This is a genomic window from Streptomyces sp. NPDC033131 (genome assembly GCF_055578365.1).
In genome coordinates this window covers 130,961-156,792 of sequence record NZ_JBVIPA010000012.1, presented here as the reverse complement: position 1 = coordinate 156,792, position 25,832 = coordinate 130,961, and the positions used below count along the sequence as shown (strand labels likewise).

Sequence of the window (25,832 nt, the reverse complement as noted above, 5' to 3'; positions counted from 1 at the left end):
GCCCCTCGCGGGATCCACCCCCACCCGACGCGGTGGAACGGCTGCCGCCACCCCCCTCGGGTGCGGTTGTGGAATCCGGTTCCTCCAAGTGTGAAGCTCTCGTGGAGGAGATGAAGAGCATAAGGCTTCCACCGGCACTTATGGTGCGGAGTCTCGAATTCCGGTTGTGCAGGTTGTGCTCAGCCGCGGCCCACGTACGGCATCGTCGTCGCCAGTACCGTCGCGAACTGCACGTTCGCCTCCAGCGGCAGCTCCGCCATGTGCCGCACGGTCCGCGCGACGTCGGCGACGTCCATCACCGGCTCGGGCGCCATCTCCCCGTTGGCCTGAAGCGCCCCGGTCCGCATCCGCTCGGTCATGTCGGTCGCCGCGTTGCCGATGTCGATCTGCCCGACCGCGATGCCGTACGGGCGCCCGTCGAGGGACAGTGCCTTGGTCAGCCCCGTCAGCGCGTGCTTGGTCGCGGTGTAGGCGACGGAGTGCGGCCGGGGTGTGTGCGCGGAGATGGAGCCGTTGTTGATGATCCGGCCGCCCGGCGGGTCCTGCTCCTTCATCTGCCGGTACGCCGCCTGCGCGCACAGGAACGCCCCGTTGAGGTTGGTGTCCACCACGTGCCGCCAGGCGTCGTACGGCAGTTCCTCGACGGGCACCCCGCCCGGCCCGAAGGTCCCCGCGTTGTTGAAGAGCAGGTCGACGCGCCCGAAGCGGTCCACGGTGGCGGCGAACAGCGCGGCCACGTCGTCCGGCTGTGAAACGTCGGTGCGTACGGCGATCGCGGCGGCCGCGGCGCCCTCGGTGCCGTTGGGCGCCAGCGCCGCCGTCCCCTCCAGCGTCTCCGTCCGGCGGCCCGCCAGCGCCACCGACCAGCCCGCTCGCAGCAACTCCACGGCGACCGCGCGGCCGATGCCGGAGCCGGCGCCGGTCACCACCGCGATCCTCGAATCCTTCGCAGTTCGCATGGCATTCATGGGCCCGCAGCGTACGGGAGGGGCCGGACGGGGGCCGCCGTACGGAACTCATCCGTCCGCCATCTGAGTGTTGTGTACGTGCCAATCGGATGTCGTCCCCGGCCACTCCAATGGCTCCTGCACTCACCAGTCAGGGGAGGACCGGATGACACTCGACACCCACCCGTCACAGCACGCCCCCGAACTTCGCGCCGTCGCCCGCCACGTGAACCGCCGCCGCTTCCTGACCGTCACCGGCGCGGCCGCCGCGCTCGCGTTCTCCGTGAACCTGCCCGCCGCCGGCACGGCGAGCGCCGCCGAGCTCGACGCCGCGAGGATCACCGAGAACCCCTTCACCCTCGGCGTCGGATCGGGCGACCCGCTGCCCGACTCCGTGCTCCTGTGGACCCGGCTCGCCCCCGCCCCGTACCAGCCCGACGGCGGACTTCCGGCCGAACGCGTCCTGGTCCACTGGGAGGTGGCCCACGACGAGAGATTCCGCCGGATCGCCAGACGCGGCACGGCCGTGGCACACCCCGAGTTCCACCACACCGTCCACGCCGAGGTCGCCCACCTCGCCTCCGGCCGCGTCTTCTACTACCGCTTCCGCGCGGGCAGTTGGATCAGCCCCGTCGGCCGCACCCGCACCGCACCGGCCCCCGGCAGCCGCACCTCGGCGCTCACCTTCGCCGCCGTGTCCTGCCAGGCGTACACCGACGGCTACTTCACCCCGTACGGCCATCTCGCCGCCGAGGACGTCGACGTGGTCTTCCACCTCGGGGACTACCTGTACGAGTACGCGGTCAACTCGGTGGGCGGCTACCGGAACTACACCGACCGCACCCTCCCCGCGGTGTTCAACCGCGAGACGGTCACCCTGGAGGACTACCGCCTGCGCTACGCCCTCTACAAGTCCGACCCCGACCTGATGGCCGCGCACGCCGCGCACCCCTTCGTCGTCACCTGGGACGACCACGAGACCGAGAACAACTACGCCGACGAGATCCCCGAGAACAGCGTCCCGCCGGAGGAGTTCCTGCTGCGCCGCGCCGCCGCCTACCGCGCCTACTGGGAGAACCAGCCGCTGCGCCGCCCGCAGCAGCCCGCGGGACCGGACATGCGGCTCTACCGGCGTCTGCACTGGGGCCGGCTCGCCCAGTTCGACGTCCTCGACACCCGTCAGTACCGCTCCGACCAGGCCTACGGCGACGGCCTCGACCTGCCCGGCCCCGAGATCGACGACCCGGCACGCACGATGACCGGCGAGACCCAGGAGCGGTGGCTGCTCGACGGCTGGCGCGACTCACGGGCCCTGTGGAACGTCGTACCGCAGCAGGTGAACTTCTCGCAGCGCAAGCTCGACCTGACCGACCCGGCACGGCTGTCGATGGACGCCTGGGACGGCTACCGGGCCTCGCGCCGCCGGATCCTCGACGGGGCCAAGGCGGCCGGCATCGACAACCTGATGGTCCTCACCGGTGACGTGCACGTCGCGTACGCCTACGACATCAAGGACGACTTCGACGACCCCGCCTCCCGCACCCTGGGCACGGAGATCGTCGGATCGTCGATCTCCAGCGGCCGGGACGGCGCCGACAAGCCCGCGACCTGGGACACGTACACCCGGGCCAACCCGCACATGAAGTTCTACAACGGGCTGCGCGGCTACGTGACCGTCGAGCTGGGCCGCGAGCGGGCCCGGGCCGACTTCAGAAGCGTGCCGTACGTGACCAGGCCCGGGGCGCCGATCGCGACGGCCGCGTCCTTCGTGACCCAGGTGGGGGAGCAGGGGCTCACGCCGGCGTGAGCCCGGCCGCCGGCTCCACCGGCTCCACCGGGTCCTCGCCGGGATAGCGGACGCCGACGCGCTCCCGTATCGCGTCGAGCGTCCGCATCACCGCGAGGGTGCCGTCCAGCGGGACGAGCGGGGACTCGGTCTCGCCGGCCCGCAGGGCGCGCATGACCTCCAGGGCCTCGTGCCGGAGGCTGCCCCGGGGACCGTCCGCCGGGTCGGCGGCGAACTCCTGCGGGTCGCGGCCGTCGCGGTGCAGCACGAACCGGTCGGTGTGGAAGAAGCCGTACGGGATGTCGATGCGGCCCAGCGAGCCCGTGACGGATGCGGTGGTGGCCGTGCCGCCGATGACGGAACAGTGCACCGAGGCGAGCGCGCCGCCGTCCCAGGAGAGCAGCGCGCTCGTCTGCAGGTCGACGCCCTCGTCGGACAGGGTGGCGCGTGCCGCGATGTCCGACGGCTCGCCGAGCAGCAGGTGGGCGAAGGACACCGGGTAGACGCCGAGGTCGAGCAGCGCGCCGCCGCCCTGCTGCGGGTCACGCAGCCGGTGGGTGGGCGGGAAGGGACCGGCAAGCCCGAAGTCGGCCTGCACATTGCGTACTTCGCCGATCGCGCCGTCCCGCACCAGGTCGGCGAGGCGCCGGATGAGCGGGTTGCAGTACATCCACATGGCCTCCATCAGGAAGCTCCCGCGCTTCCTCGCCAGCGCGACCAGTTCCTCGGCCTCGCGGGAGTTCAGCGTGAACGCCTTCTCGCACAGGACGTTCCGCCCGGCCTCCAGACACAGGCCCGCGGCCGCGCGGTGTGCCGAGTGCGGGGTGGCGACGTACACGACGTCGACGTCCTCGTCCCGCGCGAGCGCCTCCCAGCCGCCGTACGCGCGCGGGATGCCGAACCGCTCCGCGAACGCCTTCGCCGACTCCTCGGTCCGCGAGGCCACCGCCACGACCTCCGCGTCCGGCAGATCCACCAGGTCGGCGGTGAACGCCGCCGCGATCCCGCCCGTCGCCAGGATCCCCCAGCGCACCTTCTGCTCCGTCATCCCGGCCCCACCCTCGCTTCACCGCACCTCGGCACTCTGTACGAGCTGAGAGCATAGGCGGCGGATCACTCGGAGAGGGAGGGGCACATGCCCGAGCACGGGGCGTCGACACCGGACACGTCACAGGCAGCGGCACCCGGCACGGACATCCCGGTCCGGGCGGTGCGCCGCACCGGCCTGCTCGTCACCTTCGTCCTCGGCGGCCTCACCGCCACGCCCCCGCTGGCCATGGACATGTACCTTCCCGCGCTCCCGGAGGTCACCGACTCCCTGCACGCGACCGCCGCGACCGTCCAGCTCACGCTCACCGCCTGCCTGATCGGCATGGCGCTCGGACAGATAGTGGTCGGCCCGATGAGCGACAAGTGGGGCCGCAGACGCCCCCTGCTCGTCGGACTCGTCATCTACGTCGCCGCCACCGCCGTGTGCGCCTTCGCGCCCACCGTCGAGCTCCTGGTCGCCTTCCGGCTGGCCCAGGGCCTCGCCGGCGCGGCCGGGATAGTGATCGCGCGGGCCGTCGTACGGGACATGTACGACGGCGTGGCCATGGCCCGCTTCTTCTCCAACCTCATGCTGATCTCCGGGGTCGCCCCGATCGCGGCGCCGCTCGTCGGCGGGCAGATCCTGCGGGTGACGGACTGGCGCGGGGTGTTCGTGGTGCTGACGGTCATCGGGGCCGCGCTCACGGTCCTCGTCTGGCTGCGGCTGCCCGAGACCCTGGCACCGGCCGACCGGCACGGCGGCGGCTTCGGCGAGGCCGTGCGCTCCATGCGCGCCCTGCTCGCCGACCGTGTCTTCTCGGGCTACGTCCTCACCGGCAGCTTCGCCTTCGTCGTCGTCTTCGCCTACATCTCGGCGTCGCCGTTCGTCGTCCAGGAGATCTACGGCGCCTCCCCGCAGACCTTCAGCCTGCTGTTCGGCGTCAACTCCGTGGGGCTGGTGATCACCGGGCAGATCAACGGAAAGCTGCTGGTCGGCCGGGTCAGCCTCGACAAGGTGCTCGCCGTCGGCCTCGTCCTGCTCGGGGTCGCCGCGACCGCGCTGCTGCTGATGTCGGCGGGCGTGTTCGGCGAGGTGGGGCTCGTCCCGATCGCCGCCGGACTGTTCCTGGTGATGTCCGCGATCGCCCTGACCATGCCCAACGCCCAGGCACTGGCCCTGATGCGTGTCGAGCACTCGGCCGGCGCCGCTTCCGCGCTGCTCGGCACCTCGTCCTTCCTCATCGGCGCGGTCGCGGCACCGCTGGTCGGGATCGCCGGCGAGGACACCGCCGTACCGATGGCACTCGTCCAACTGGGTGCCGTACTGGTGGCGGGTGCCTGCTTCGTGGTTATGTGCCGTCCTTGGAACAGACGTGCGAGCGCGGAGGGAGCGGAGAGCTGAGCGCGCCGAGACTGCGCAGCGACACCCCGGAACGGGCCGGGCTCGACCCCGAGGAACTCCGACACCTCGTCCAGCACGTCCACGACCTCACCGCCGGCGAGCGCCCCTGGGCGGCGGGTGCCGTCGTGGTCGCCGGACGCGGCCCGGTGATCGCCGTGGAGGAGGCGGCGGGCTGGGCCGTCCGGTACGCCTCGTACGACCCCGCGACCGACCAGGGCGTGGAACTGCCGCGCAAGGCCCGCGTTCCCATGACCGTCGACACCCCCTTCGACCTGGCCTCCCTCACCAAGCTGTTCACGTCGGTCGCGGCCGTGCAGCAGATCGAGCGGGGCACGCTCGGCATCGACGCCCGCGTCGGCGCCTACCTCCCGGACTTCCGGGCGGCCGCCGAGCACGGCATCACCGTACGAGAGCTGCTCACCCACACCTCCGGCCTGCGGCCCGACCTCCCCCTGTACGAGCGTGCCGACGACGCGGAACGCCTGGCCATGCTGCGGGCGGAGCCCCCGATGGGCGTGCCCGGCACCTACACCTACTCCGACCTGAACCTGCTCCTGCTCCAGCACGTCCTGGAACGCATCACCGGCCGCACCCTCGACGTCCTCGTCCACGACGGCATCACCCGCCCCCTCGGCATGACGTCCACCGGCTTCGGCCCGAGTCCCGGCGCGGCCGCCACGGAGGACCAGCGCAGGCCGTGGGCCAAGGCGGACCGGGGGATGCTGAGGGGCGTGGTCCACGACGAGAACGCCTGGGCGCTGGGCGGCGTGGCCGGCCACGCGGGCCTGTTCTCGACCGGCCGGGACCTCGCCGTCTTCTGCCGTGCGTTACTCGCGGGCGGCGCATACGGCCCCGCCCGCATCCTCGGCCCGGACTTCGTGGAACTGATGCTGACCCCGCCGGGCCTGGGCTTCGCTCTCGACCAGCCCTGGTTCATGGGGGAGCTGGCGGGCAGGGGAGCGGCGGGCCACACGGGCTTCACGGGAACCTCGCTGGTGATGGACCAGGCGACGGACACGTTCCTGGTCCTGCTGGCGAACACGGTCCATCCCCGAAGACGGCCCCCGGACAGCAGACCGCGGGCGAGGGCGGCGACGTGGGTGGCGCGGGCGGTACGGGAGACGTAGGCGGGCGCCTGTCCGTCCGACCGCGGAGCCCCCGGCAAGGCCCGCACCGACACGCGGCGCCCATAGAATCGCCGGGTGAACGCCCCCGCACCCCCGGCCGCCGAAACCCTGCGCACCGCCCTCGCCGCCCTGCTCGACGGCCTCCCGCCCCGGCAGGCGGCACAGGCCGTCGACCGGCTGATCAGCAACTACCGGGGCGCCACCCCCACCAACGCCCCCATCCTCCGGGACCGCGCCGACGTGGCCGCCTACGCCGCCTACCGGATGCCCGCCACCTTCGAGGCCGTGCGCTCCGCGCTGGAGGCGTTCGCGCAGGCCGCCCCGGACTGGGCACCCGGCAGCCACGTCGACGTCGGCGGCGGCACCGGCGCCGCGACCTGGGCCGTCAGCGCCACCTGGCCCGGCGAGCGACCCGTCACCGTCCTCGACTGGGCCGAACCCGCGCTCGCCCTCGGCCGGGAGATCGCCGCCACCAACCCGGCGCTGCGCACCGCGCACTGGCAGCGCGCCCGCATCGGCTCGGCGCTCACCCTCGACAGCACCGACCTGGTCACCGTGTCGTACGTCCTCAACGAGCTCACCGCCCCCGACCGGGTCGCGCTCGTCGACGCCGCCGCGCACGCCGCCCGGGCCGTCGTCATCGTCGAACCCGGCACCCCCGACGGCTACGCCCGCGTCATCGAGGCCCGCGACCGTCTGATCGCCGCCGGATTCCGGGTGGCGGCGCCCTGTCCGCACAGTGCCGCCTGCCCCATCGTCCCGGGTGAGGACTGGTGCCACTTCTCGGCCCGGGTGAGCCGCTCCTCCCTCCACCGGCAGGTCAAGGGCGGCTCCCTCCCGTACGAGGACGAGAAGTTCGCGTACGTCGCGGCTGCCCGTTTCCCCGCTGCTCCGGCGGCCTCGCGCGTGGTGCGGCGGCCGCAGATCCGCAAGGGTCAGGTGCTTCTGGACCTGTGCGAGCCCGAGGAGCACCTGTCCCGCCGTACGGTCACCAAGCGCCACGGGGACCTGTACAAGGCGGCCCGCGACACGGACTGGGGCGACCCCTGGCCGCCGTGAGCTTGTCTCGCCCCCGCCGCCCCTTCCCGTCCCGTCCCTGGGGGCTGCGCCCCCAGACCCCCGTGTCGCGCTTCGCGCTCGTCCTCAAACGCCGGACGGGCTGAAAATCCAGCCCCTCCGGCGTTTGAGGAGCGGGGGTTTGGGGGCGGCGGGGGCGGGACAAGGGCGCCCGACGAGACGGGCCGTCTCATCTGCCTGCTACCGTCGGCACATGGTCAAGCAGCCCGTCCCCGACACCGCCCGCCGCAGCGAGAGGTCCCGCCGCGCCATCTACGACGCCGCCCTCGCGCTCGTCGCCGAGGTCGGCTACCCCAGGACCACCATCGAGGGCATCGCCGCCCGCGCCGGCGTCGGCAAGCAGACGATCTACCGGTGGTGGTCGTCGAAGGCGGACGTGCTGCTGGAGGCGTTCCTCGACCTGAGCGAACAGGCGGCGCGGGAGGCGGACCCGCAGGACGTGTACGTCATCCCGGACACCGGCGACCTCGCCGCCGACCTCAAGGCCGTGCTGCGGGCCACCGTCGACCAGCTCCAGGACCCCCGGTTCGACGCCCCGTCCCGCGCCCTGGCCGCCGAGGGCGTGGTCGACGAGCAGCTCGGCCGGGTCATGGTCGGCAAGCTCCTCGAACCGTCGCTCCAGCTGTACGTGGACCGGCTGCGCGCCGCGCAGGAGGCGGGGCAGGTCCGCCAGGGGATCGACCCGCGCATCGCCCTCGAACTCTTCGTCTCCCCGCTGGCGCAGCGCTGGCTGCAGTACACCGGCCCGATCTCGTACGAGTACACCGACACCCTGGTCGACTACGCCCTCCACGGACTCGCGCCCGGGTGAGTTTTCCGGGCGGGCCGCCGTGCCAGCCGCCCCGGCGCGTCCGTGACGATCCCGTCGCAGCCCAGCGCCAGGGCCCGGTCCCGCTGGGCGGGCGTGAGCACGGTGTGCGCCCAGACGCGGGGGATGCCGGAGCGCACCGCCCGCGCGATGTCGGCGTCCCGCGCCCGGTGGTCGACGTCGAGCAGGTCGACGAAGGGGCGCCAGCGCTCGGGACGGTCCCGCCGCAGCTGCCCGGCCGTGCGCCACAGCTGGGAGAGCAGACCCAGACGATGGGTCCGCCGGGCCACCTCGGGATCGTTGGAGTTGACGAAGACGGAGCGGGTCAGGCCCCGGGCGCGGATCAGCCCGGCCAGCCCGTCGAGGCCGCGCGGGTCCTTCGCCTCCAGCATCAGGACGATCCGTCCGCCGAGGCGGTCCAGGACCTCGGCCACCGTCGGCGGGCGTTCCGACCGCCAGCTCCCGGGCAGCGAGGCCCGCGGCCGCAGCCGCACCCCCTGCCACTCCGGCGCGCTCAGCCCGCGGACCTCGCCGCCGAGGAACGTCGTGCGGTTCAGGGTGGGGTCGTGCAGCACGACGAGCGTGCCGTCGCGCAGCATCTGCGTGTCGAGGTCCAGCACCTGGGCCGTACCGCGCCGGTAGGCCGCCATCAGCCCCGACATGCTGTTCTCGGGCACCTCACGGGCTCCGCCGCGATGAGCGACGTACGTCACGCGGGGCAGCGAGTCCACGGTCAGCGGCCCGGCGCCCCACTCCAGCGGGGCCGTCGGCCCCGTGAGGGTCAGCGAGACCACGGAAGCGGCGGAGGCCAGACCGGTCAACGTGATCCATGTGACCATGCCGACCACGGTAGGGGCGTAAATCATGACAAAGCGCGCAATGACACTCGATCCCGGTGACGGGCCCGTCTCGCCCCAGCCATCCCGGTTGTCGGCTCCGGCCCCCCGAAGCGCGGGAAAGTGGGACCATAGGGCATGCTGTTCCGCACGACAGCGAGGCGAGGGGATAGATGAGCGCGGAGTTCGGCGGTCGTACCGGCCGGCAGGGCAAAATCTCCCAATGGCTGCGTGGACGCCGCCCGAAGGAGGCCGTCGGGGACGACGGCCGTGAGGCCCTGCTGCTCGCCGCCGCCGAGGTGGGGCTGCCGCTGGCGCCCGCCGCGTATCCCGCCCCCGGCTACGGCTGTTCCTGCGACCGCGTCGGATGTCCCACCCCGGCCCGGCACCCCGTGTCGTTCGCCTGGCAGACCCAGTCGACCACCGACCGCGGGCAGATCGAACGCTGGGCCCGGCACCAGCCGCAGGCCAACTTCATCACCGCGACCGGCATGGTGCACGACGTCCTCGACGTGCCGCTGGAGGTCGGACGCGAAGCGCTGGAGCGGCTGCTCGAGTCCGGCATCGAGGTCGGCCCGGTCGCCGAGAGCGGCGGTGACCGGCTGCTCTTCTTCACCCTCACCCGCGGCACCCCCGAGGACGAGGACGAGTGGTGGCCGTGCGAGCTGGACTGCCACCCCGAGACGATGGACGAGCACCCCGGCCTGCGCTGGCACTGCCGCGGCTCCTACGTCCTCGTCCCGCCCGCCCGGCTGCCCGGTGACGACCGGTCCGTGTACTGGATCCGCGGCCTGGAGCACCCCCTGCCCGACCCGCTGACCCTCCTGGAAGTCCTCACCGACGCCTGCGCCCGCTACATCGGCGAGGAATCCGACCACGCCAACGCAGCCTGGCCCACGCGCCGCTGAGCCCCGCCTCCGCCAGGAACCGCCGCAAGGGACCGCCTGCCATGCCGTTACCCCCCGACCCGGCCGTGCTGCACCCGATGCCCGAGCAGCCGCGGGTGGTGCTGCTCAGGCCGCTGGTCACGTCGCCGCTGATCGAGGTGGGGGAGTACTCCTACTACGACGACCCGGACGACCCCACCGCGTTCGAGACGCGGAACGTGCTCTACCACTACGGGCCGGAGAAGCTGATCATCGGCAGGTTCTGCGCCCTGGGCACGGGGACCCGGTTCATCATGAACGGCGCCAACCACCGCATGGACGGCCCCTCGACCTTCCCCTTCCCCACCATGGGCGGCTCCTGGGCCGAGCACTTCGACCTGCTCACCGGCCTGCCCGGCCGCGGCGACACCGTCGTGGGCCACGACGTCTGGTTCGGCCACGGCACCACAGTGCTGCCGGGCGTACGCATCGGACACGGCGCGATCATCGGCACCGGCGCCGTGGTCACCGCCGACGTACCCGACTACGGCATCGTCGGCGGCAACCCGGCCCGCCTGATCCGCATGCGCTTCGGCGAGCCGGACATCGCCCGGCTCCTGGCCGTGGCCTGGTGGGACTGGCCGGCCGAGCACATCACCGGGCATGTGCGCACGATCATGTCGGGCAGCGTCGACGACCTGGAAGCCGCCGCCCCCGGGCCGGCGTAGGCGTCCCGGCCGCTCCTACTCACCCTGCGCCGACGTCAGTCCCTGGATCCGGCCCAGCACCGCCACCTTCTGGTCGCCCGAGCCCTTCGCCGGGTCAAGCGCCACCTCGTTGGAGACGAACTGCATGGTGAGCGACTGCTTGATCTCACCGGTGGTCAGGGCGAGGACGTCCTTGTTGGGCGTCGGCACCGACGTGCCCTGAGCGGCCGTCTGCTTCTCGTAGTGGTGCGTGGTGAAGAACACCAGCGCCCCGCCGTCCTTCGTACGCAGCGCCAGCGGCGCGTAGGCGCCGCTCGTCAGGGGCTCGTCGATGTACTGGGTGACCAGGCCCGGCTTCTTCGCGTTCTTCTTGCGGGCCGTACGCCACTGGTCGGTGTTCAGGCCGTCGGCGAAGCCGTCCCCGCCGGTCCTGAGGTACGAGGTGTAGTCCTTGCTCAGGTTCCCGGGCGCCACGGCCACGTCGGTCGAGTTCACGGGCACGGGCTCGGCGAAGCCGTCCGCGTCCTTCTTGAACTCCGGCACCTTCTCCGGTGCGACCAGCGTCAGATACGCCACCTGCCACGGCTCGTCGAGGCCGCCCCGCGTGAACACGAGCAGCCAGCGCGAGGTGCCGCCCTTGTTGCCGGCCGCGTCGGCGAGGAACCAGCGCGGCCAGCCCGCCTTCTTCGGGATCGTGTACTTCGCGTCCGTCAGGGTCAGCTCGGTGTGCGTCGGGTTGCCGTCCGGGTTGTTCGCGGCGCCCGCCTTCAGCCTGGCCCGGTCGATGTCCTCCAGGGCGCCGGTGACGAAGTCCGCGTCCAGGGAACTGTCGTACTCCTTGTCGGCCTCGTTGTACGCGTTCGTGAACTGCTGGAGTGCCTTGGCGGCCTCCGCCTGCGTGGCCGCGGGAAGCACCTCCCGCTCCCCGTGCACCACCATGCATCCGCTCGCCGTCAGCGACAAAGCGGTCACTGAGGCTGCTATCAGTGCGCTCCGGTCAAGACTGCGGAGCCTTCGAGGGCCGCGATCCTGGCTCATCAGGTTCCTTCACCTTCCCCTTCCCGGAGGCGAACCCTACCGGGGCGAGGAAAAGCGCGAGCGTCGGGACCAAGTACAGCAGCCACACCGTGACCTGAAGGACCGTCGGGTCGGGCTGGAAGTTGAGGACGCCCTTGAGGACAGTGCCGTACCAGCTGTCCGGGGGGATGGTGCCGGTGATGTCGAAGGCCTTGTTCGTCAGGCCCGGAACCAGGTCGGCCTCCTGGAGGTCGTGGACGCCGTACGCCAGCACGCCCGCCGCCACCACGACCAGCATGCCGCCGGTCCAGGTGAAGAACCTGGCGAGGTTGATGCGCACCGCGCCCCGGTAGAACAGCCAGCCCAGGAACACCGCCGTCGCGATGCCCAGACCGACGCCGACCAGCGGGCGCGGGGTGCCGTCGCTCGCCGCGTGCACCGACGCCCACACGAACAGGGCGGTCTCCAGGCCCTCCCGGCCGACCGCGAGGAAGGCGGTGGCGACCAGGGCGCCGGTGCCCATCTGCAGCGCGGCGTCCAGCTTGCCGTGCAGCTCCGACCTGAGGTGCCGGGCGGTGCGCCGCATCCAGAACACCATCCACGTCACCAGGCCCACCGCGAGGATCGACAGGGTGCCGCCGAGCGCCTCCTGCGCCTCGAACGTCAGCTCCTGGGAGCCGAATTCCAGCGCGGAGCCGAAGCCGAGGGCCAGGGCGACCGCGACGCCGATGCCGATCCAGATGGGCTTCAGCGCGTCCCGGCGGTCCGTCTTGACCAGGTAGGCGATGAGGATGCAGACGACGAGGCTGGCTTCCAGCCCCTCGCGCAGGCCGATCAGGTAGTTGGAGAACACGGCTCAGGCCTCCTCGGTCAGCAGGGTGCTGCCCCACCAGTCGTCCTTGCCGCGGACGCCGGGCGGGACCGCGAACACCGCGGAACCCACGTGCTGGATGTACTCGTTGAGGGTGTCCGTGGCCAGGTTGCGCTGGATCTGGACGAAGCCCTTGCGGACGTCCCGCTGGTAGGCCAGGAAGAACAGACCGGCGTCGAGACGGCCGAGACCGTCGGTGCCGTCGGTGAAGGAGTAGCCGCGGCGCAGAAGGGTCGCCCCGTGGTTGGAGTCGGGGTGCGCGAGCCGCACGTGCGCGTCGGGCAGCATCGCCTTCAGGAACGGCTCGTCGCGTTCCCTCGCCTTGCCGACCGGGGCGCCCTCGCCCTTGTCGCGGCCGAAGATGTCCTCCTGCTCCTGCAGCGAGGTGCGGTCCCAGGTCTCGATGTGCATGCGGATGCGGCGGGCGACGAGGTAGGAGCCGCCGGCCATCCAGTCGGGACCGTCCTTCCGGTCCACCCAGACGAACTTCTCCAGGCGGTCGGTCTCCGTGCCCGCGATGTTGCGGGTGCCGTCCTTGAAGCCCATCAGGTTGCGCGGGGTCTGCGCGTCGGGCGTGGTGGACGAGGTCTTGCCGAAGCCGAGCTGCGACCAGCGGATGACGACCTTGCCGAAGCCGATCCGGGCGAGGTTGCGGATCGCGTGCACGGCGACCTGGGGGTCGTCCGCGCACGCCTGGATGCACAGGTCGCCGCCGCTGCGGTTCCTGTCGAGGTTGTCGCCGGCGAACTGGGGGAGGTCGATCAGGGCGTCGGGCCGCTTGTCCTGGAGCCCGAACCTCTCGAACAGCGACGGCCCGAACCCGATCGTCAGGGTCAGCCGCGACGGCTTCAGCCCCAGCGCCTCGCCGGTGTCGTCCGGCGGGGCCTCGGGGAGACCGCCGTACGCGCCCTCGCCGACCGCGTGCCCGGCGGTCAGCTGCCGCGCGGCCTCGGTCCAGTCCTTCAGCATCTGCACGAAGGCGGCGCGGTCGTCGGTGGTCACGTCGAACGCGGCGAAGTGCAGCCGGTCCTGGACGGGTGTCGAGATGCCCGCCTGATGGGTGCCGTGGAAGGCGATCGCGGCGCCCGTCGAGGCGCCGGCCGGGTCGGCGTCGTCGCCGGCGTTCGTCATCGCGACCGTGCCGCCGGCCGCGACGGCACCGAGCGCCAGCCCGGCACCGCCCCAGCCGATCAGCGCGCGCCGGGAGGGAACCGCGGCCTGTGCGGAGTCGTCGGTCATGGCCCGCCCCTACTTCACGACGACGGCGGCGGCGAGCTTGGACAGCGGTTCCGCGAGCGCGTTGACGCCGTCCGACAGCTCCTTGCGGTCGGCGTCGCCGACCTTGTCGTAGGAGGTGAAGTCGTACGACGACGTGTTGGCCCGGTACTTGTCGAGCAGCGTGTTCAGCGCGGCGAACTGCTTGTCCAGCTCGGTGACCAGCGCGGCGTCGTTCTCCTTCGCCACCGGCTTCAGCAGCGCGTACGACTTCTCGGCGCCCTCGACGTTGGCCTTGAAGTCGACGAGGTCGGTGTGCGAGTAGCGCTCCTCCTCGCCGGTGACCTTGCCGGTGGCGACCTCGTCGAGGAGTTCCTTGGCGCCGTTGGCCATGGACGTCGGGGTGATGTCGGCCTTGCCGACCCGCTTCTGCCAGTCCTTGAGGTCGGTGATCAGCTGGTCGGCGAAGGTCTTCTCCGCGGCGCCGATCTTCTTGTCCTGCCAGAGCGCCTTCTCCAGGCGGTGCCAGCCGGTGAACTCCTGGCCCTCCTCCAGGCCGTCCGCGCGGACGTCGACCTTCGGGTCGATGTCGCCGAACGACTCGGCGACCGGCTCGGTCCGCTCCCAGCCGATGCGGGAGGTCGCGTAGGCCTTCTTGGCGGCCTCCAGGTCGCCGTCCTTGACCGCCTTGGCGAAGGTCTCGGCGAGCGGCAGCGTCTCGTCGGCCTGCGCCTGCACGTACGCGCGGTAGGAGGCGACGGCCTTGTCGAGGCGCGGGTCGCGCTTGGCGACCGTGCCGCCGGTGGCCTTGACGTCCTGGCGGATGCCGTCGCCCTTCATGCCGGGCTTGCAGGCGATCTGGTAGTCGCCCGCCTTCACCTCGGCGGTGACCCGCTGCTTCGTGCCGGGGCCTATGTTCTCGCGCTCGGTCACGATCCGGTCGTCCGGGAACAGGACGTAGACCTCGGTGACCTTGGAGCCCTTGTTCTCGATGGCGAGCTCCACGTGGCCGGCCGGGAACTCCGTCTTCGACACCTCGCACTTGTCGTCCGTCGCCGTCACCTCGATGACCCGGTCGCTGCTCCCCGAACTGCCCTTCTCGGTGCAGCCGGTGACGGCGGCGAGGGCCGCCGCGGTGGCGGCAGCGGTGAGAGCGGAGAATCTGACGGCTCGCATGCGGGCTCCAGGGAATGGCCGAAAAATACGCGTGACGCGCCTCACATAAGGTGAGGCTAGCCTAACGTACCTAAGGTTTTCCCGTGTTCGACCCCCTCAAGCGGTGATTCAGCTCTCACGGACGCCCTATGAGCACGACCTGATCACGGTGGCCAAAACTGGATCTCAGGAACAGGTCAAGAACCGGTCAAGCATCCCGGCGCGGAGTCACCAGGACCTCTCCCGTGCGTGGATGCGGAAGCACCTCGACCGGCTGGTCGTGACCTCCGTCAGCAGCCGGTCGGAGACCACCTCGGCGGGCGGCCCCTCGGCGGCCACCCGGCCTGCGTGCAGGATCGCCACCCGGTGCGCGTAGGCAGCCGCGAGACCCAGGTCGTGCAGGACCACCACCACGGCGTCCCCGGCCCGCTCGCCGCCGCCGAGCGCGGAGAACGGCCACAGGGCGAAGGCGGTCACCTCGGTCGCGGCCATCGCCTCGGCCACGACCACGTCGTCGTCCTGCGCGCCGAGCGCGGCCCAGGGCGCCCGGCCCATGCGGACGACGTCCTCGACCCGGAAGGGGAAGGACAGCGCCGCCGACCGGGCGTCCCCGATCGGCGCGGCGCCTGGTCAACCGCCTTGTCCAGTACGGTCATGGCATTCTCCTGTGGGATCGCCGAGCCACTCAGGGCACAATGCCCCGCGTGACTGACTACGACGTGCTCCGTGTCTTCTGCGGAGCGAACGGCGGATACGGCAACGAACTCGGTGTCGTCCGCGAGGGCTCCCTGCTGCCCGACCCCGGCGAACGGCAGGCGTTCGCCGGAAAGCTGGGCTTCAGCGAGACCGTGTTCGTCGACGACCCCGAGCGCGGCGTCATCGACATCTACACGCCCACCCTGCGCCTGCCCTTCGCCGGCCACCCCTGCGTCGGTGCGGCCTGGCTGCTCGACGTGCCCGAACTGGTCACCCCGGCCGGGGTGGTGGGCACCCGTCTGGACGGCGAGTTCAGCTGGATCGAGGCGCTGGCGGAGTGGGTGCCGCCGCGCACGCTGCGCCAGTACCCCACGGCGGCGGAGGTCGACGACCTGCCGGTCCCGCCGAAGGGGGAGTGGATCTACGCCTGGGCCTGGGAGGACGAGGCGGCCGGACGCGTCCGCGCCCGCGCCTTCCCCGGCCGGGACGACGGCATCGAGGAGGACGAGGCGACGGGCGCGGCGGCACTCCTGCTCACGGACCGGCTGGGCCGCGCCCTGAACATCACGCAGGGCGCGGGCTCGCAGATCCTCACGGCTCCGCAGCCGGGGGGCTGGGTGGAGGTCGGCGGGCGGGTCTTCCTGGAGCGCTGACGGTCAGGCGCTCAGCGGAAACTCGTCCCCGAGTGCCCGGAGGACGCCGATGTTCAGGGCGAACGCCTTCCGGCACTCCGCCACGATCCGCTGCCTCTCCAGATCGTCCGCGTCGACGGCGTCCAGCAGCCCGCGGTAACCCCGCTTGAACGCGGCCGGGTTGGAGATCTCCTCGAAGACGTAGAAACGGACGCCGTCCCCCTTCTGCGCGAAGCCCCAGGTCGTCTCCGCCTTGTCGCGGATGATCTGGCCGCCGGACAGGTCGCCGAGGTAGCGCGTGTAGTGGTGGGCGATGTAGCCGGCCGGCCACTGCTCGACGCACTCCCGCACCCGCTCGACGTACGCCCCCGTCGCCGGCAGCGCGGACATCCGCGCCCGCCAGTCCGGGCCGCGCAGATGCGCGAGGTCCCGCTCCAGCGCGGTCAGCCGGAACAGCTCGGGCCGGACGAAGGGCCCCGCCACCGGGTCCGACGCCAGCTTCTCGGCCCCGCTCTCCAGCGCCTCGTACACGAACCACAGCTGCTCGGTGTAGCGCGCGTACGCGTCGACGCCGAGTCCGCCGCCGAGCAGGTCGCTGATGAACGTCGAGGTGTTCGCCTCCTCGTGCTGCTCATGGGAGGCGGTGCGGATGAGTGTCGAGAAGGAGTCCATGGCCCCGATTTCCTATGGTTAGGCAACCTAAGTCAATGCTTTGCCGACTCTCTGTCGGTAAAACCGTACCCGGAAAAGCCGGGCCCCACATGCAGGAAGCTCGCCCTCCGAAGAGAGCGGGCTCGGGCGAGCGGCAGGGCTGCGCAGGGCTGCCGCGGTCCTGCCGCGGTCCTGCGACGGGGCTACGGCAGGGTCAGGACCTCCGCGCCCGTCTCCGTCACCACCAGCGTGTGCTCGAACTGGGCCGTGCGCTTGCGGTCCTTCGTCACGACCGTCCACCCGTCGTCCCACATGTCGTACTCGTGGGTCCCGAGGGTCAGCATCGGCTCGATCGTGAACGTCATGCCGGGCTGGATCACGGTCGTCGCGTGCGGGCTGTCGTAGTGCGGGATGATCAGCCCGGAGTGGAACGACGAGTTGATCCCGTGGCCGGTGAAGTCCCGCACCACCCCGTACCCGAACCTCTTCGCGTACGACTCGATGACCCGCCCGATGATGTTGATCTGCCGGCCCGGCTTGACCGCCTTGATCGCGCGCTCGAGGGACTCCCGGGTCCGCTCCACCAGCAGCCGGCTCTCCTCGTCGACGTCCCCCACCAGGTACGTGGCGTTGTTGTCGCCGTGCACCCCGCCGATGTACGCCGTCACGTCCAGGTTGACGATGTCGCCGTCGGCCAGGACCGTCGAGTCGGGGATGCCGTGGCAGATGACCTCGTTGACGGACGTGCACAGGGACTTGGGGAAGCCGCGGTAGCCCAGCGTCGACGGGTAGGCGCCGTGGTCGCACATGTAGTCGTGCGCCACCTTGTCCAGCTCGTCGGTGGTGACACCCGGCGCGATCAGCTTCGCGGCCTCCGCCATCGCCCGAGCGGCGATCCGGCCGGCAACGCGCATCGCCTCGATCGTCTCGGGCGTCTGCACCTCCGGGCCGGTGTACGGCGTCGGCGCGGGCTTGCCGACGTACTCGGGGCGGCGGATGTTTCCGGGCACGGAACGGGTGGGGGACAGCTCCCCTGGGACGAGCAGCGACTGGCCAGACATGCCAGCGAGTCTAACCAGCGGCCATGGGGGAACATGTCGGTGGCGAGAGGAGCTGGTCATGGCCCTGTTCAAGAAGCGGACGGTCGGCAAACCGGGCGAGTGGTACTACTGCCTGCAGCACCAGAAGGTCGAGGAGGGGCCGGAGTGCCCCGCCAAGGACCGGTTCGGGCCGTACGCCACCCGCAAGGAGGCCGAGCACGCGATGGCGACGGCCCGCGAGCGCAACCTCGAATGGGAGAACGACCCCAAGTGGCACGACGCCCCGGCGGCCAACCGGGACGACGACTGAGCGGATCGAGCCTGGGTCCGTGCCCTGTGCCGGGTCCGTGCCCCGCCCGGCCGGTGGAGGTCACCAGCGGGCGGGGGGCGGTGCCGTGAGCTCGTCCGCCAGCCTGGAGAGGCGGTCGCGCAAGCGGCGGTGACCGCGCGGCGTCGGCAGGGAGTTCTCGCCGGCCGCCGCGCTCACCAGGTGCTGCACGCTGTCCAGGTCCAGTTCCGCCCCGTCGGGCACGGCAAGCGACTCGTGCGCCATCGCCGTCAGCTCGCCCCCGCCGTCGCCCAGCGCCAGCACCGTCGCCCCGGCCCGCCGCGCGTCGTGCACCCGCTCCAGCAGCGGAGCACCCGGCCCGTCGGGAGACACGACCAGCAACGTTTCCCCCCGCCGCGCCGCGGCCAACCGCCCCGGCCCGACCGACAGATGCGCGGGGTCGGACGCCCGCGCGTCGTGCCGGACGAGGGTCGGGGCCAGCTCCGGCGTCCCCGACCACGCCGCCTCGTCCACCAGGTGGGCCGCGAGATGCCACGGCTCGTACCGAGCCGTGCCCACGAGCAGCAGTCCGCCCCCGTGCGACACCACGGACCCCCGCAGCGCCCCCGCGAACCGCCGCGTGGCCCCCAACCACTCGGTTCCGGCGAGCACTTCGCGCAGCAACGCGACCCGTACGGCATCCATGCGACCGCATCCTGCCGCAACCGGCGCCCTCCGGCACCCGGTTCACCCCGAATTCGCCCGACTCGGGTACAGAACGGGCCCGCTGTCCGGTCGGCGTGTTCCGGTTCCGGCCAGGGCGGCCCCTCGTCCCACCGGTAGCTCCCGTGATGCCGCCCACCTGAGACTTCGCCGTGGGCAAGGCGGACGTAAAGTCGGGCCATGACCTCTACCGACAGTGCACAGAAGGCCCCCGCCAAGGACCCCTGGGACCTGCCCGACGTCTCCGGACTCGTCGTCGGCGTGCTCGGCGGCACCGGCCCGCAGGGCAAGGGCCTCGCCTACCGGCTCGCCAAGGCCGGCCAGAAGGTGATCATCGGCTCGCGGGCCGCGGACCGTGCCCGGGCCGCCGCCGATGAGCTCGGCCACGGCGTCGAGGGCGCCGACAACGCCGAGACCGCCCGGCGCAGCGACATCGTGATCGTCGCCGTGCCGTGGGACGGCCACGGCAAGACCCTGGAGTCGCTGGGCGAGGAACTGGCGGGCAAGCTCGTCGTGGACTGCGTCAACCCGCTCGGCTTCGACAAGAAGGGCGCGTACGCGCTGAAGCCGGAGGAGGGCAGTGCCGCCGAGCAGGCCGCCGCCCTGCTGCCGGACTCACGGGTGACGGCCGCCTTCCACCACCTGTCGGCGGTCCTGCTCCAGGACCCGGAAGTCGACGAGATCGACACCGACGTGATGGTGCTGGGAGAGGTACGCGCCGACGTGGAGATCGTCCAGGCGCTGGCCGGCCGTATCCCCGGCATGCGCGGCATCTTCGCCGGGCGACTGCGCAACGCCCACCAGGTGGAGTCGCTGGTCGCGAACCTGATCTCCGTGAACCGCCGGTACAAGGCGCACGCGGGACTCCGTATCACCGACGTGTGAGGGCACGGGGGTATGGGGGACACTGTTCGGTACAGCAGCGCAGTGCCCCCCGACAGGAGATCCACCCCATGCCCCGCCTCGCCCTCTACGCCCTCGCCGTCTGCGTCCTCGCCGTGGCCGCGGCGGTCGTCTCCTTCGTCCAGGGCAGCTTTCTGGGGATCGTGTGGGTGCTCATGGCGGGACTGTCGTCCAACATGTGCTGGTACTACGTGAAGCGCGCGCAGGTCCGCAAGTCCGTCACTGACTGACCTGGCAGAACTCGTTCGTGCCCTGCCAGAAGCGGAACAGCTCCTGCCCGCAGTAGCTGTCGAAGTCGCTGATCCCGAGGCTCTTCAGGATCGAGTCGACCACGTCGAAGAACACGCCGTTGACCGCGGGCAGCCACAGCAGCGCGAACACGAACAGCAGGCCGAAGGGCGCGAACGGCTCCACCTGGCGCTTGACGTTGTACGACAGCCAGGGCTCGAGGATGCCGTAGCCGTCCAGGCCCGGAACCGGCAGGAAGTTCAGGATCGCCGCGGTGACCTGGAGCAGGGCGAGGAAGGCGAGGGCGAACCGGAAGTCGCGCGGGACGCCGTCCAGGGCGTCCAGCCAGAACGGGGCCGTGCAGACGATCGCGAACAGGACGTTCGTCAGCGGACCGGACGCCGAGATCAGGCTGTGCCGCCAGCGGCCCTGGATCCGGCCCCGCTCGATGAAGACGGCACCGCCGGGAAGACCGATGCCGCCCATGATCACGAAGATCACGGGGAGCACGATGCTCAGCAGGGCGTGTGTATAGGCGAGAGGATTGAGGGTCAGGTAGCCCTTCGCGCCCACGGTGATGTCACCGCTGTGCAGGGCGGTGCGAGCATGGGCGTATTCGTGCAGACAGAGGGAGACGATCCACGCGGCGGTCACGAACAGGAACACGGCCAGACCGGGCTGCTCGGCGAAGCCGGTCCAGGTGGCCCAGCCGGTCACCGCTGTGACAGCGAGGATTCCGAGGAACACAGGGCTGACCCGCTGGTTGCTCGCGCGAGAAATCGTGGTCATGGGCAGGGCTCCTGGGAGGTGGCGGCCGATCTGGGAAGCCTCGACCGTAACGGTGACGTGGGGACAACGTTTCGCGAGGCTGTGAGTTTCCGGGAGAAGACCGTCGTGAGGTTGTGCACATGCCTCGTGAGAGCTCGGCTACGCCAGGAACTTCGCTAGCCGTTCCTGGAAGTCTTCGGGAATCCCCAGGACGTGGCCGCCGCGTTCGCGTGGGTGACATCTGATCGTGATGCCGGCACGGATCAGATCCTCGCCGATCTCTGCGATGCCCAGAGTCCGCCACCGCTCGCCGAAGGTTGTACCGAGCGGGACGAACCGCCAGTGATCTTCGTCGGCATCGCGTGACGGATGCGTGGCCTCGCCCTTGGCCCTTGCCCGTTGGACGTATTCCCGGCGGGCGACGGGAACATCTCCGACTGCGTGGGCCAGCATCCCCCGCACTGGCGTGACGATCTCCTCGTCGGGCAGGAAAACGTAGCCAGGGCAGGCCGGGGAGCCGACGCGTGACAGGCAACGGATCTTCTCGGTGATCCGGTAAGTCCCGTCCTGGCGACGTTTCCGGGTCGTGTGCAGCTGAAGGTTCTTGCCGCACCCACCGCACTTGATCACGTCCAGGAGCGGCGTCCTGGGCGCGGCTGAACGGCGGCCGGTCGCGGAGGCGGACTCGGCCAGGACGTCCTGAAGACGGTCGAATGCCTCCTGGCCCAGCACCCCTTCGGCGACGCGAACGGGATGGCCATGTTGATCGTGGACCAGGACGCGCTTCTTGTATTTTTTGCCGGGAACATCCTCACTGCGTGTCTTCCAGCCCAGCAGGGTGGGGGAGGTGAGGATCCCCTTCAGCGTGCGGGGATGCCAGACGAAGTCCTTGCCCGACTTGTTGCGCTGATATGTATCCGCAGGGGAGGGGACCCCCCGCTCTTCGAAGTCTCGACAGATGGCGTTGAGTGATTCGCCGTCCATGACACGTGAGCGGCTTCCCGGACGATGGCCGCCGTCTCCGGACTGACCTCCAGGTATCGGGCGCCGTCTCTCGCGTAGGTGCGATAGCCGAAGGGTGGTGAACTCCCGCCCCACCGCGTGGATGTGAGGAGGTGCGCACGCGCCGAGGCAACACGCTCGGCGGCGGCGTTCGCTTCCATCTGAGCAAAAGTGGCAATCATGGTGGCTGTCGCTTTTCCCGTCGGACTCGTGAGATCGAACGGCTCGGTGGCGGACACCAACCCCTTGTCCCCATGGCTCTCAGCCCACTCGATCATCCGGTGCAGGTCACCGACTCGGCGAACGAACCGATCGAGGCGCCAGAAGACGACGACGTCGAATTCGGGGGCACGATCATCCAGCCATTGGGATAGTTCCGGACGCTTCCACGGTGGCACTGCGGTGGCAGAGACAGAGAGATCTCTGGCGACACCGATCACCTTCCAGCCGCGCCGCTCACAGAACGACGTGCACTCTGCGACCTGCCGTTCGGGGCTGGTCGACGATTCCGTCTCGATGGTGAGCCGGACGGTAATGAGCGCCCTTGGAGATCTTTCCATGGAATCGGAGGTTAACTTGGTCTGTATCTAAGTTTCTTAGACTTTCGGCGGTTAACCCCTTGGGGGTGGGGGGGTCGTGCTAGGGAGATCCCCAGGAACCATCGGGCAAGCGAGAATGGACCCCGTGCGCTACCGCATCCTCGGCACCACCCAGGCACTCCGCCCCGACGGCGCGAGCGTCCCCGTAGGCGGGGCGCGGCTGCGTGCGCTGTTGACCGTGCTGGCGCTGCGGGCCGGCCGGACCGTGCCCGCGGGGCTTCTGGTCGAGGAGGTGTGGGGGGACGGCGACCCGCCCGCCGACGCGACGGGCGCGCTGCAGGCGCTGGTCGGGCGGCTGCGCCGGGCGCTCGGTGCGGCCGCGATCGCCTCGGTGGACGGCGGCTACCGTCTCACCGCCGCGCCCGACGACGTCGACCTGCACCGTTTCGAGCGGCTGGTCGGCGAGGGCACGCGGGCGCTGGCCGACGGCGACCCCGCGAAGGCGGCCGTCGTCCTCGACGACGCCCTCACCCTGTGGCGCGGTCCCGTCCTCGCCGATCTGCCCGACCGCACCGCCGAGGCGGCCCGCCGCCAGGCCCGGCACCTCGACGCCCTGCGCGCCCGCCACACCGCCGCCCTCGCCCTCGGCCACGCCGAACAGTCCCTGCCCGAACTGACCGCCCTGTGCGACACCCACCCCCTGGACGAACCCCTCCAGTCCCTGCGCCTTCGCGCCCTGCGCGACGCCGGCCGCACGGCGGAGGCACTGGGCGCCTACGAGGCCGTACGACAGCTGCTGGCGGAGCGGCTCGGCGTGGACCCGGGCCCGGAACTGAGGGCGCTGCACGGCGAGTTGCTGCGACCCGACGGCTCCGGCGCGCCTGCGACCGGGACGTCCCGCACGGCTGACAGAGGCGCCGGGATCGCCGGGGGTGGCGCGCAGGGCTTGGCCGGCCGTGGGGCGACAGTCCACACCCCCGGCGGACCACTGACCAGCCCCGTACCCCCGCCCCCCGGCAACCTCCGTGCCCGTCTCACCTCCTTCGTCGGTCGGGAGGGCGACATCGACGCCATCCGGGGGGATCTCGGCGTCGCCCGGCTCGTGACGCTGCTCGGGCCCGGTGGCGCGGGGAAGACGCGGCTCTCGCAGGAGGCCGCCGAGGCTGTGGGGGAGTCGGCGGGGGACGGGGTGTGGCTGGCCGAGCTCGCGCCGGTGGACGACCCGGCCGCCGTACCGGAGGCCGTGCTGACCGCCGTGGGGGCGCGGGAGACCGTGCTGTACGGCGCCGGGGCCGAGGCCATGCGGGCCGGGGGCGAGCGGCACGACGACCCCGTCGAGCGGCTCGCCGAGCGCTGCGGCAGGCGCCGGATGCTGCTGATCCTCGACAACTGCGAGCACGTCGTCGAGGCCGCCGCCCGGCTGGTCGAGGAGTTGCTGGAGCGCTGCCCCGGTCTGACGGTGCTGGCCACCAGCCGTGAACCCCTCGGCGTACCGGGAGAGTTGGTGCGCCCTGTGGAACCGCTGCCGGAGCCGGTCGCGCTGCGGCTGTTCGCCGAGCGCGGGGCCGCCGCCCGGCCCGGCTTCCGGGTGGAGGACGATCCCGACGTCTGCGCCGAGATCTGCCGGCGCCTCGACGGGCTGCCTCTCGCCATCGAACTCGCCGCCGCCCGGCTGCGGATGCTCACCCCGCGTCAGATCGCCGACCGGCTCGACGACCGTTTCCGTCTGCTCACCTCCGGCAGCCGTACCGTCCTGCCCCGCCAGCAGACGCTCAGGGCGGTCGTCGACTGGTCCTGGGAACTGCTCGACGAGGGCGAGCGGGACGTGCTGCGGCGGCTGTCCGTCTTCGCCGGCGGCTGCGACCTGGCCGCCGCCGAGGCCCTCTGCGGCCCCGCCGCCTTCGACGCGCTCGGCTCGCTCGTCGACAAGTCCCTTGTCGTGGCCGCGCCTTCGGGCGACGACGGCATGCGCTACCGGCTCCTGGAGACCGTCGGCGAGTACGCGGGTGAACGGCTCGACGAGGCCGGTGACCGCGACGACGCCGAGCGCGCGCATCTGACGTACTACCGCGAACTCGCCCGCGCCACCGACCCGTTGCTGCGCGGCTCCGGCCAACTCGCCGCCATCGGGCGGCTGGAGCGGGAGAGCGAGAACATCCGCGCCGCCCTGCAACGCGCCGTCGCCGCGCGCGACGAGCAGGAGGTGCTGTGCCTGGTGCTGTCGATGGCCTGGTACTGGCAGATGCGCGACCTGCGCCTGGTGGCCCGCAACTGGTCCCGCGAGGCCCAGACCCTCGGCCCCGACCCCTTCGCCCCGCCCGGACGCCGCGCCGCCCCGGTGTGGGAGCGCTGCACGGACGTGCCGATGCCGTGGACCGGTGAGGTCCTCGAAGAGGCCAGGCGTGGCGCCCACCTCGTCCATCTCGCCTGCATGGACACGGAGTTGGACGCATGGCAGACCCCGCGGGCGAAGGAGAAGCTGCGTGTCATCGCCGGGACCTACGAGCCCGGCATGCCGCAGAGCTGCCGCATCCCCGGGTCCTTCTGTTTCTTCGCCGTGATGATGACCGGCGACGTGGCGCGGCTGCGCGAGGTCATCGACGCCACCGTCGACACCTGCCGCAGCGCGCCCGGCTTCGAATGGGAGCTCGCCGCCGGCCTCCATATGCGCGCCAACCTGCTCGCCAACCGCACCGACTGGGCGGGCGACGCGACCCGTGACGCCGACGAGTCGCTGGAGATCTACCGGCGCCTCGGGGACCTGTGGGGCACGGCCGAGGCCCTCTCCGCCCGCGGCGAGGCCCATGAGCGACAGGGTGAGTACCGGCTCGCCGCGGCCGACTACGAGGCCGCGATCGAGCACGCCGAACGCATCGGTGCCCGCGCCCAGGTGGCCGTGCTCACCGCCCGCCTGGGCAGTGCGCTGCTGGAGGCCGGTGACGCCGGTGACGCCGAGCGCGGCGAGCGCCTGCTGCGGGAGGTGATCGTCAGCCAGGACGGTGCCGGTCAGGATGCGATGGCCGCCGCCCGGCTCTTCCTGGCGGCCTGGCTCGGCATGACCGACCGGGTGCCGGAGGCCCGCGAGCAACTCCGGCTGCTGCGCGAGGAGTTCAACATCTCCCACTTTGTCGTCTTCGACGCGTTCATCCTCGGGGCGGAGGCCTGGGCGGACACCCTCGACGGCCGGTACGAGCAGGCCCTCACCAAGGTCCGGCAGGCCCTGGAGCGGGGCGACGACCCCCTGTCCCTGGCCATCGCGCCGCACATGCGCTCCGGCTACCTGGTCATCGCCGCGATGGCCCTCGCCGGTGCCGACGGCGGGCGCCGCGCCCGTGACGCCGCCCGATGCCTCGGCGCCGCCGCGGCCCTGCTGCCGCCCCGCCACGCCCGGTCCGGCATGGAGCGCGAGGTCCTGGACCGAGCCGTGGCGCGGACCCGCGCCGCGCTCGACGACGAGGCGTACGAGGCGGCGTACGCCGAGGGCGGCGGCCTCTCCTTCGCGGAGGCCGCCGCCCTGGTCTGACGCGCACCGCCCGTGC

At 71.6% G+C, this 25,832-nt stretch carries 24 protein-coding genes and 2 pseudogenes; 12 read left to right on the top strand and 14 right to left on the bottom strand.

Annotated features, from left to right (window positions below):
• Positions 1-179: 179 nt before the first annotated feature.
• The gene (locus tag ACZ5XS_RS17925) at positions 180-968 is read right to left on the bottom strand and encodes an SDR family oxidoreductase (protein ID WP_468652298.1); all 789 of its coding nucleotides are present in this window, start codon (positions 966-968) and stop codon (positions 180-182) included.
• A 145-nt stretch (positions 969-1,113) separates the two neighbouring features.
• Between ACZ5XS_RS17925 and ACZ5XS_RS17920 the strand changes: the two genes are divergently transcribed.
• Positions 1,114-2,754 (top strand): alkaline phosphatase D family protein, encoded by a 1,641-nt coding sequence (locus tag ACZ5XS_RS17920; protein WP_468652296.1) that lies wholly within the window; start codon positions 1,114-1,116, stop codon positions 2,752-2,754.
• Here ACZ5XS_RS17920 and ACZ5XS_RS17915 read toward each other — a convergent pair.
• A complete protein-coding gene (locus ACZ5XS_RS17915; RefSeq protein ID WP_468652294.1) occupies positions 2,741-3,781 on the bottom strand; it encodes a Gfo/Idh/MocA family protein in 1,041 nt (346 codons plus the stop codon). The two genes, ACZ5XS_RS17920 and ACZ5XS_RS17915, sit on opposite strands and share 14 nt — an antisense overlap.
• A gap of 87 nt (positions 3,782-3,868) precedes the next feature.
• On the opposite strand from ACZ5XS_RS17915, the gene ACZ5XS_RS17910 reads away from it, so the two are divergent.
• The 4 genes from ACZ5XS_RS17910 (at position 3,869) to ACZ5XS_RS17895 (ending at position 8,179) form a co-directional block, all read left to right on the top strand.
• Entirely contained in the window at positions 3,869-5,164 is a 1,296-nt protein-coding gene (locus tag ACZ5XS_RS17910; protein ID WP_468652292.1) for a multidrug effflux MFS transporter, read from the top strand.
• A complete protein-coding gene (locus tag ACZ5XS_RS17905; RefSeq protein WP_468652290.1) occupies positions 5,116-6,291 on the top strand; it encodes a serine hydrolase domain-containing protein in 1,176 nt (391 codons plus the stop codon). The genes ACZ5XS_RS17910 and ACZ5XS_RS17905 overlap by 49 nt, the downstream gene beginning before the upstream one ends.
• Before the next feature lie 75 nt (positions 6,292-6,366).
• Positions 6,367-7,350, top strand: coding sequence for a small ribosomal subunit Rsm22 family protein (locus ACZ5XS_RS17900; protein ID WP_468652288.1), 984 nt, complete (start codon positions 6,367-6,369; stop codon positions 7,348-7,350).
• Between the two features lie 211 nt (positions 7,351-7,561).
• Positions 7,562-8,179 (top strand): TetR/AcrR family transcriptional regulator, encoded by a 618-nt coding sequence (locus ACZ5XS_RS17895; protein WP_468652287.1) that lies wholly within the window; start codon positions 7,562-7,564, stop codon positions 8,177-8,179.
• On the opposite strand, the gene ACZ5XS_RS17890 is transcribed toward ACZ5XS_RS17895, so the two are convergent.
• On the bottom strand, positions 8,149-9,015 hold the full coding sequence (locus ACZ5XS_RS17890; protein ID WP_468652285.1) for a glycerophosphodiester phosphodiesterase: 867 nt from the start codon (positions 9,013-9,015) through the stop codon (positions 8,149-8,151). The genes ACZ5XS_RS17895 and ACZ5XS_RS17890 overlap by 31 nt on opposite strands.
• 170 nt (positions 9,016-9,185) lie before the next feature.
• On the opposite strand from ACZ5XS_RS17890, the gene ACZ5XS_RS17885 reads away from it, so the two are divergent.
• Positions 9,186-9,920 carry a bifunctional DNA primase/polymerase gene (locus ACZ5XS_RS17885; protein ID WP_468652284.1) on the top strand — a complete coding sequence of 245 codons (735 nt, stop codon included), beginning with the start codon at positions 9,186-9,188 and terminating at the stop codon, positions 9,918-9,920.
• A 41-nt stretch (positions 9,921-9,961) separates the two neighbouring features.
• The gene (locus ACZ5XS_RS17880; RefSeq protein WP_468652282.1) at positions 9,962-10,606 is read left to right on the top strand and encodes a CatB-related O-acetyltransferase; all 645 of its coding nucleotides are present in this window, start codon (positions 9,962-9,964) and stop codon (positions 10,604-10,606) included.
• A gap of 15 nt (positions 10,607-10,621) precedes the next feature.
• Here ACZ5XS_RS17880 and ACZ5XS_RS17875 read toward each other — a convergent pair whose 3' ends face one another.
• The 5 genes and pseudogenes from ACZ5XS_RS17875 to ACZ5XS_RS17855 all read right to left on the bottom strand — a co-directional run.
• Entirely contained in the window at positions 10,622-11,623 is a 1,002-nt protein-coding gene (locus tag ACZ5XS_RS17875; protein ID WP_468652280.1) for an SCO2278 family lipoprotein, read from the bottom strand.
• The gene (efeU, locus tag ACZ5XS_RS17870; protein ID WP_468652279.1) at positions 11,583-12,455 is read right to left on the bottom strand and encodes an iron uptake transporter permease EfeU; all 873 of its coding nucleotides are present in this window, start codon (positions 12,453-12,455) and stop codon (positions 11,583-11,585) included. Before efeU ends, ACZ5XS_RS17875 begins: the two co-directional genes overlap by 41 nt.
• Positions 12,456-12,458: 3 nt before the next feature.
• The gene (gene efeB / locus ACZ5XS_RS17865; protein ID WP_468652277.1) at positions 12,459-13,712 is read right to left on the bottom strand and encodes an iron uptake transporter deferrochelatase/peroxidase subunit; all 1,254 of its coding nucleotides are present in this window, start codon (positions 13,710-13,712) and stop codon (positions 12,459-12,461) included.
• Positions 13,713-13,721: 9 nt separating this feature from the next.
• Positions 13,722-14,864, bottom strand: coding sequence for an iron uptake system protein EfeO (gene efeO / locus ACZ5XS_RS17860; RefSeq protein WP_468652275.1), 1,143 nt, complete (start codon positions 14,862-14,864; stop codon positions 13,722-13,724).
• A gap of 187 nt (positions 14,865-15,051) precedes the next feature.
• Positions 15,052-15,446 (bottom strand): annotated as a pseudogene (locus tag ACZ5XS_RS17855) (ATP-binding cassette domain-containing protein); the annotation flags it as partial.
• A 101-nt stretch (positions 15,447-15,547) separates the two neighbouring features.
• Between ACZ5XS_RS17855 and ACZ5XS_RS17850 the strand changes: the two are divergent.
• Positions 15,548-16,192, top strand: a complete 645-nt coding sequence (locus ACZ5XS_RS17850; RefSeq protein ID WP_468652273.1) for a PhzF family phenazine biosynthesis protein — start codon at positions 15,548-15,550, stop codon at positions 16,190-16,192.
• A 3-nt stretch (positions 16,193-16,195) separates the two neighbouring features.
• On the opposite strand, the gene ACZ5XS_RS17845 is transcribed toward ACZ5XS_RS17850, so the two are convergent.
• Positions 16,196-16,843, bottom strand: coding sequence for a biliverdin-producing heme oxygenase (locus tag ACZ5XS_RS17845; protein ID WP_468652271.1), 648 nt, complete (start codon positions 16,841-16,843; stop codon positions 16,196-16,198).
• Between the two features lie 182 nt (positions 16,844-17,025).
• Positions 17,026-17,883: a type I methionyl aminopeptidase gene (map, locus tag ACZ5XS_RS17840; RefSeq protein WP_468652269.1), complete on the bottom strand. Its 858-nt coding sequence runs from the start codon at positions 17,881-17,883 to the stop codon at positions 17,026-17,028.
• 58 nt (positions 17,884-17,941) lie between these two features.
• On the opposite strand from map, the gene ACZ5XS_RS17835 reads away from it, so the two are divergent.
• Positions 17,942-18,172, top strand: coding sequence for a hypothetical protein (locus ACZ5XS_RS17835; protein WP_468652268.1), 231 nt, complete (start codon positions 17,942-17,944; stop codon positions 18,170-18,172).
• Between the two features lie 60 nt (positions 18,173-18,232).
• Here the strand turns inward: ACZ5XS_RS17835 and ACZ5XS_RS17830 are convergent, their stop codons facing one another.
• A complete protein-coding gene (locus ACZ5XS_RS17830; RefSeq protein WP_468652266.1) occupies positions 18,233-18,835 on the bottom strand; it encodes a phosphoheptose isomerase family protein in 603 nt (200 codons plus the stop codon).
• A 198-nt stretch (positions 18,836-19,033) separates the two neighbouring features.
• Here ACZ5XS_RS17830 and npdG point away from each other — a divergent pair, with 198 nt between their 5' ends.
• Complete coding sequence (gene npdG, locus ACZ5XS_RS17825) at positions 19,034-19,738, top strand: NADPH-dependent F420 reductase (protein WP_468652264.1); 705 nt, start codon at positions 19,034-19,036, stop codon at positions 19,736-19,738.
• Positions 19,739-19,806: 68 nt separating this feature from the next.
• Complete coding sequence (locus ACZ5XS_RS17820; RefSeq protein ID WP_468652262.1) at positions 19,807-19,986, top strand: hypothetical protein; 180 nt, start codon at positions 19,807-19,809, stop codon at positions 19,984-19,986.
• Here ACZ5XS_RS17820 and ACZ5XS_RS17815 read toward each other — a convergent pair.
• The 3 genes and pseudogenes from ACZ5XS_RS17815 to ACZ5XS_RS17805 all read right to left on the bottom strand — a co-directional run.
• Entirely contained in the window at positions 19,976-20,773 is a 798-nt protein-coding gene (locus tag ACZ5XS_RS17815; protein WP_468652261.1) for a site-2 protease family protein, read from the bottom strand. The genes ACZ5XS_RS17820 and ACZ5XS_RS17815 overlap by 11 nt on opposite strands.
• A 138-nt stretch (positions 20,774-20,911) precedes the next feature.
• Positions 20,912-21,736: a recombinase family protein gene (locus ACZ5XS_RS17810; RefSeq protein ID WP_468652259.1), complete on the bottom strand. Its 825-nt coding sequence runs from the start codon at positions 21,734-21,736 to the stop codon at positions 20,912-20,914.
• A gap of 191 nt (positions 21,737-21,927) precedes the next feature.
• Positions 21,928-22,314 (bottom strand): annotated as a pseudogene (locus ACZ5XS_RS17805) (recombinase family protein); the annotation flags it as partial.
• Between the two features lie 115 nt (positions 22,315-22,429).
• On the opposite strand from ACZ5XS_RS17805, the gene ACZ5XS_RS17800 reads away from it, so the two are divergent.
• On the top strand, positions 22,430-25,816 hold the full coding sequence (locus tag ACZ5XS_RS17800) for an AfsR/SARP family transcriptional regulator (RefSeq protein WP_468652257.1): 3,387 nt from the start codon (positions 22,430-22,432) through the stop codon (positions 25,814-25,816).
• Positions 25,817-25,832: the final 16 nt, after the last annotated feature.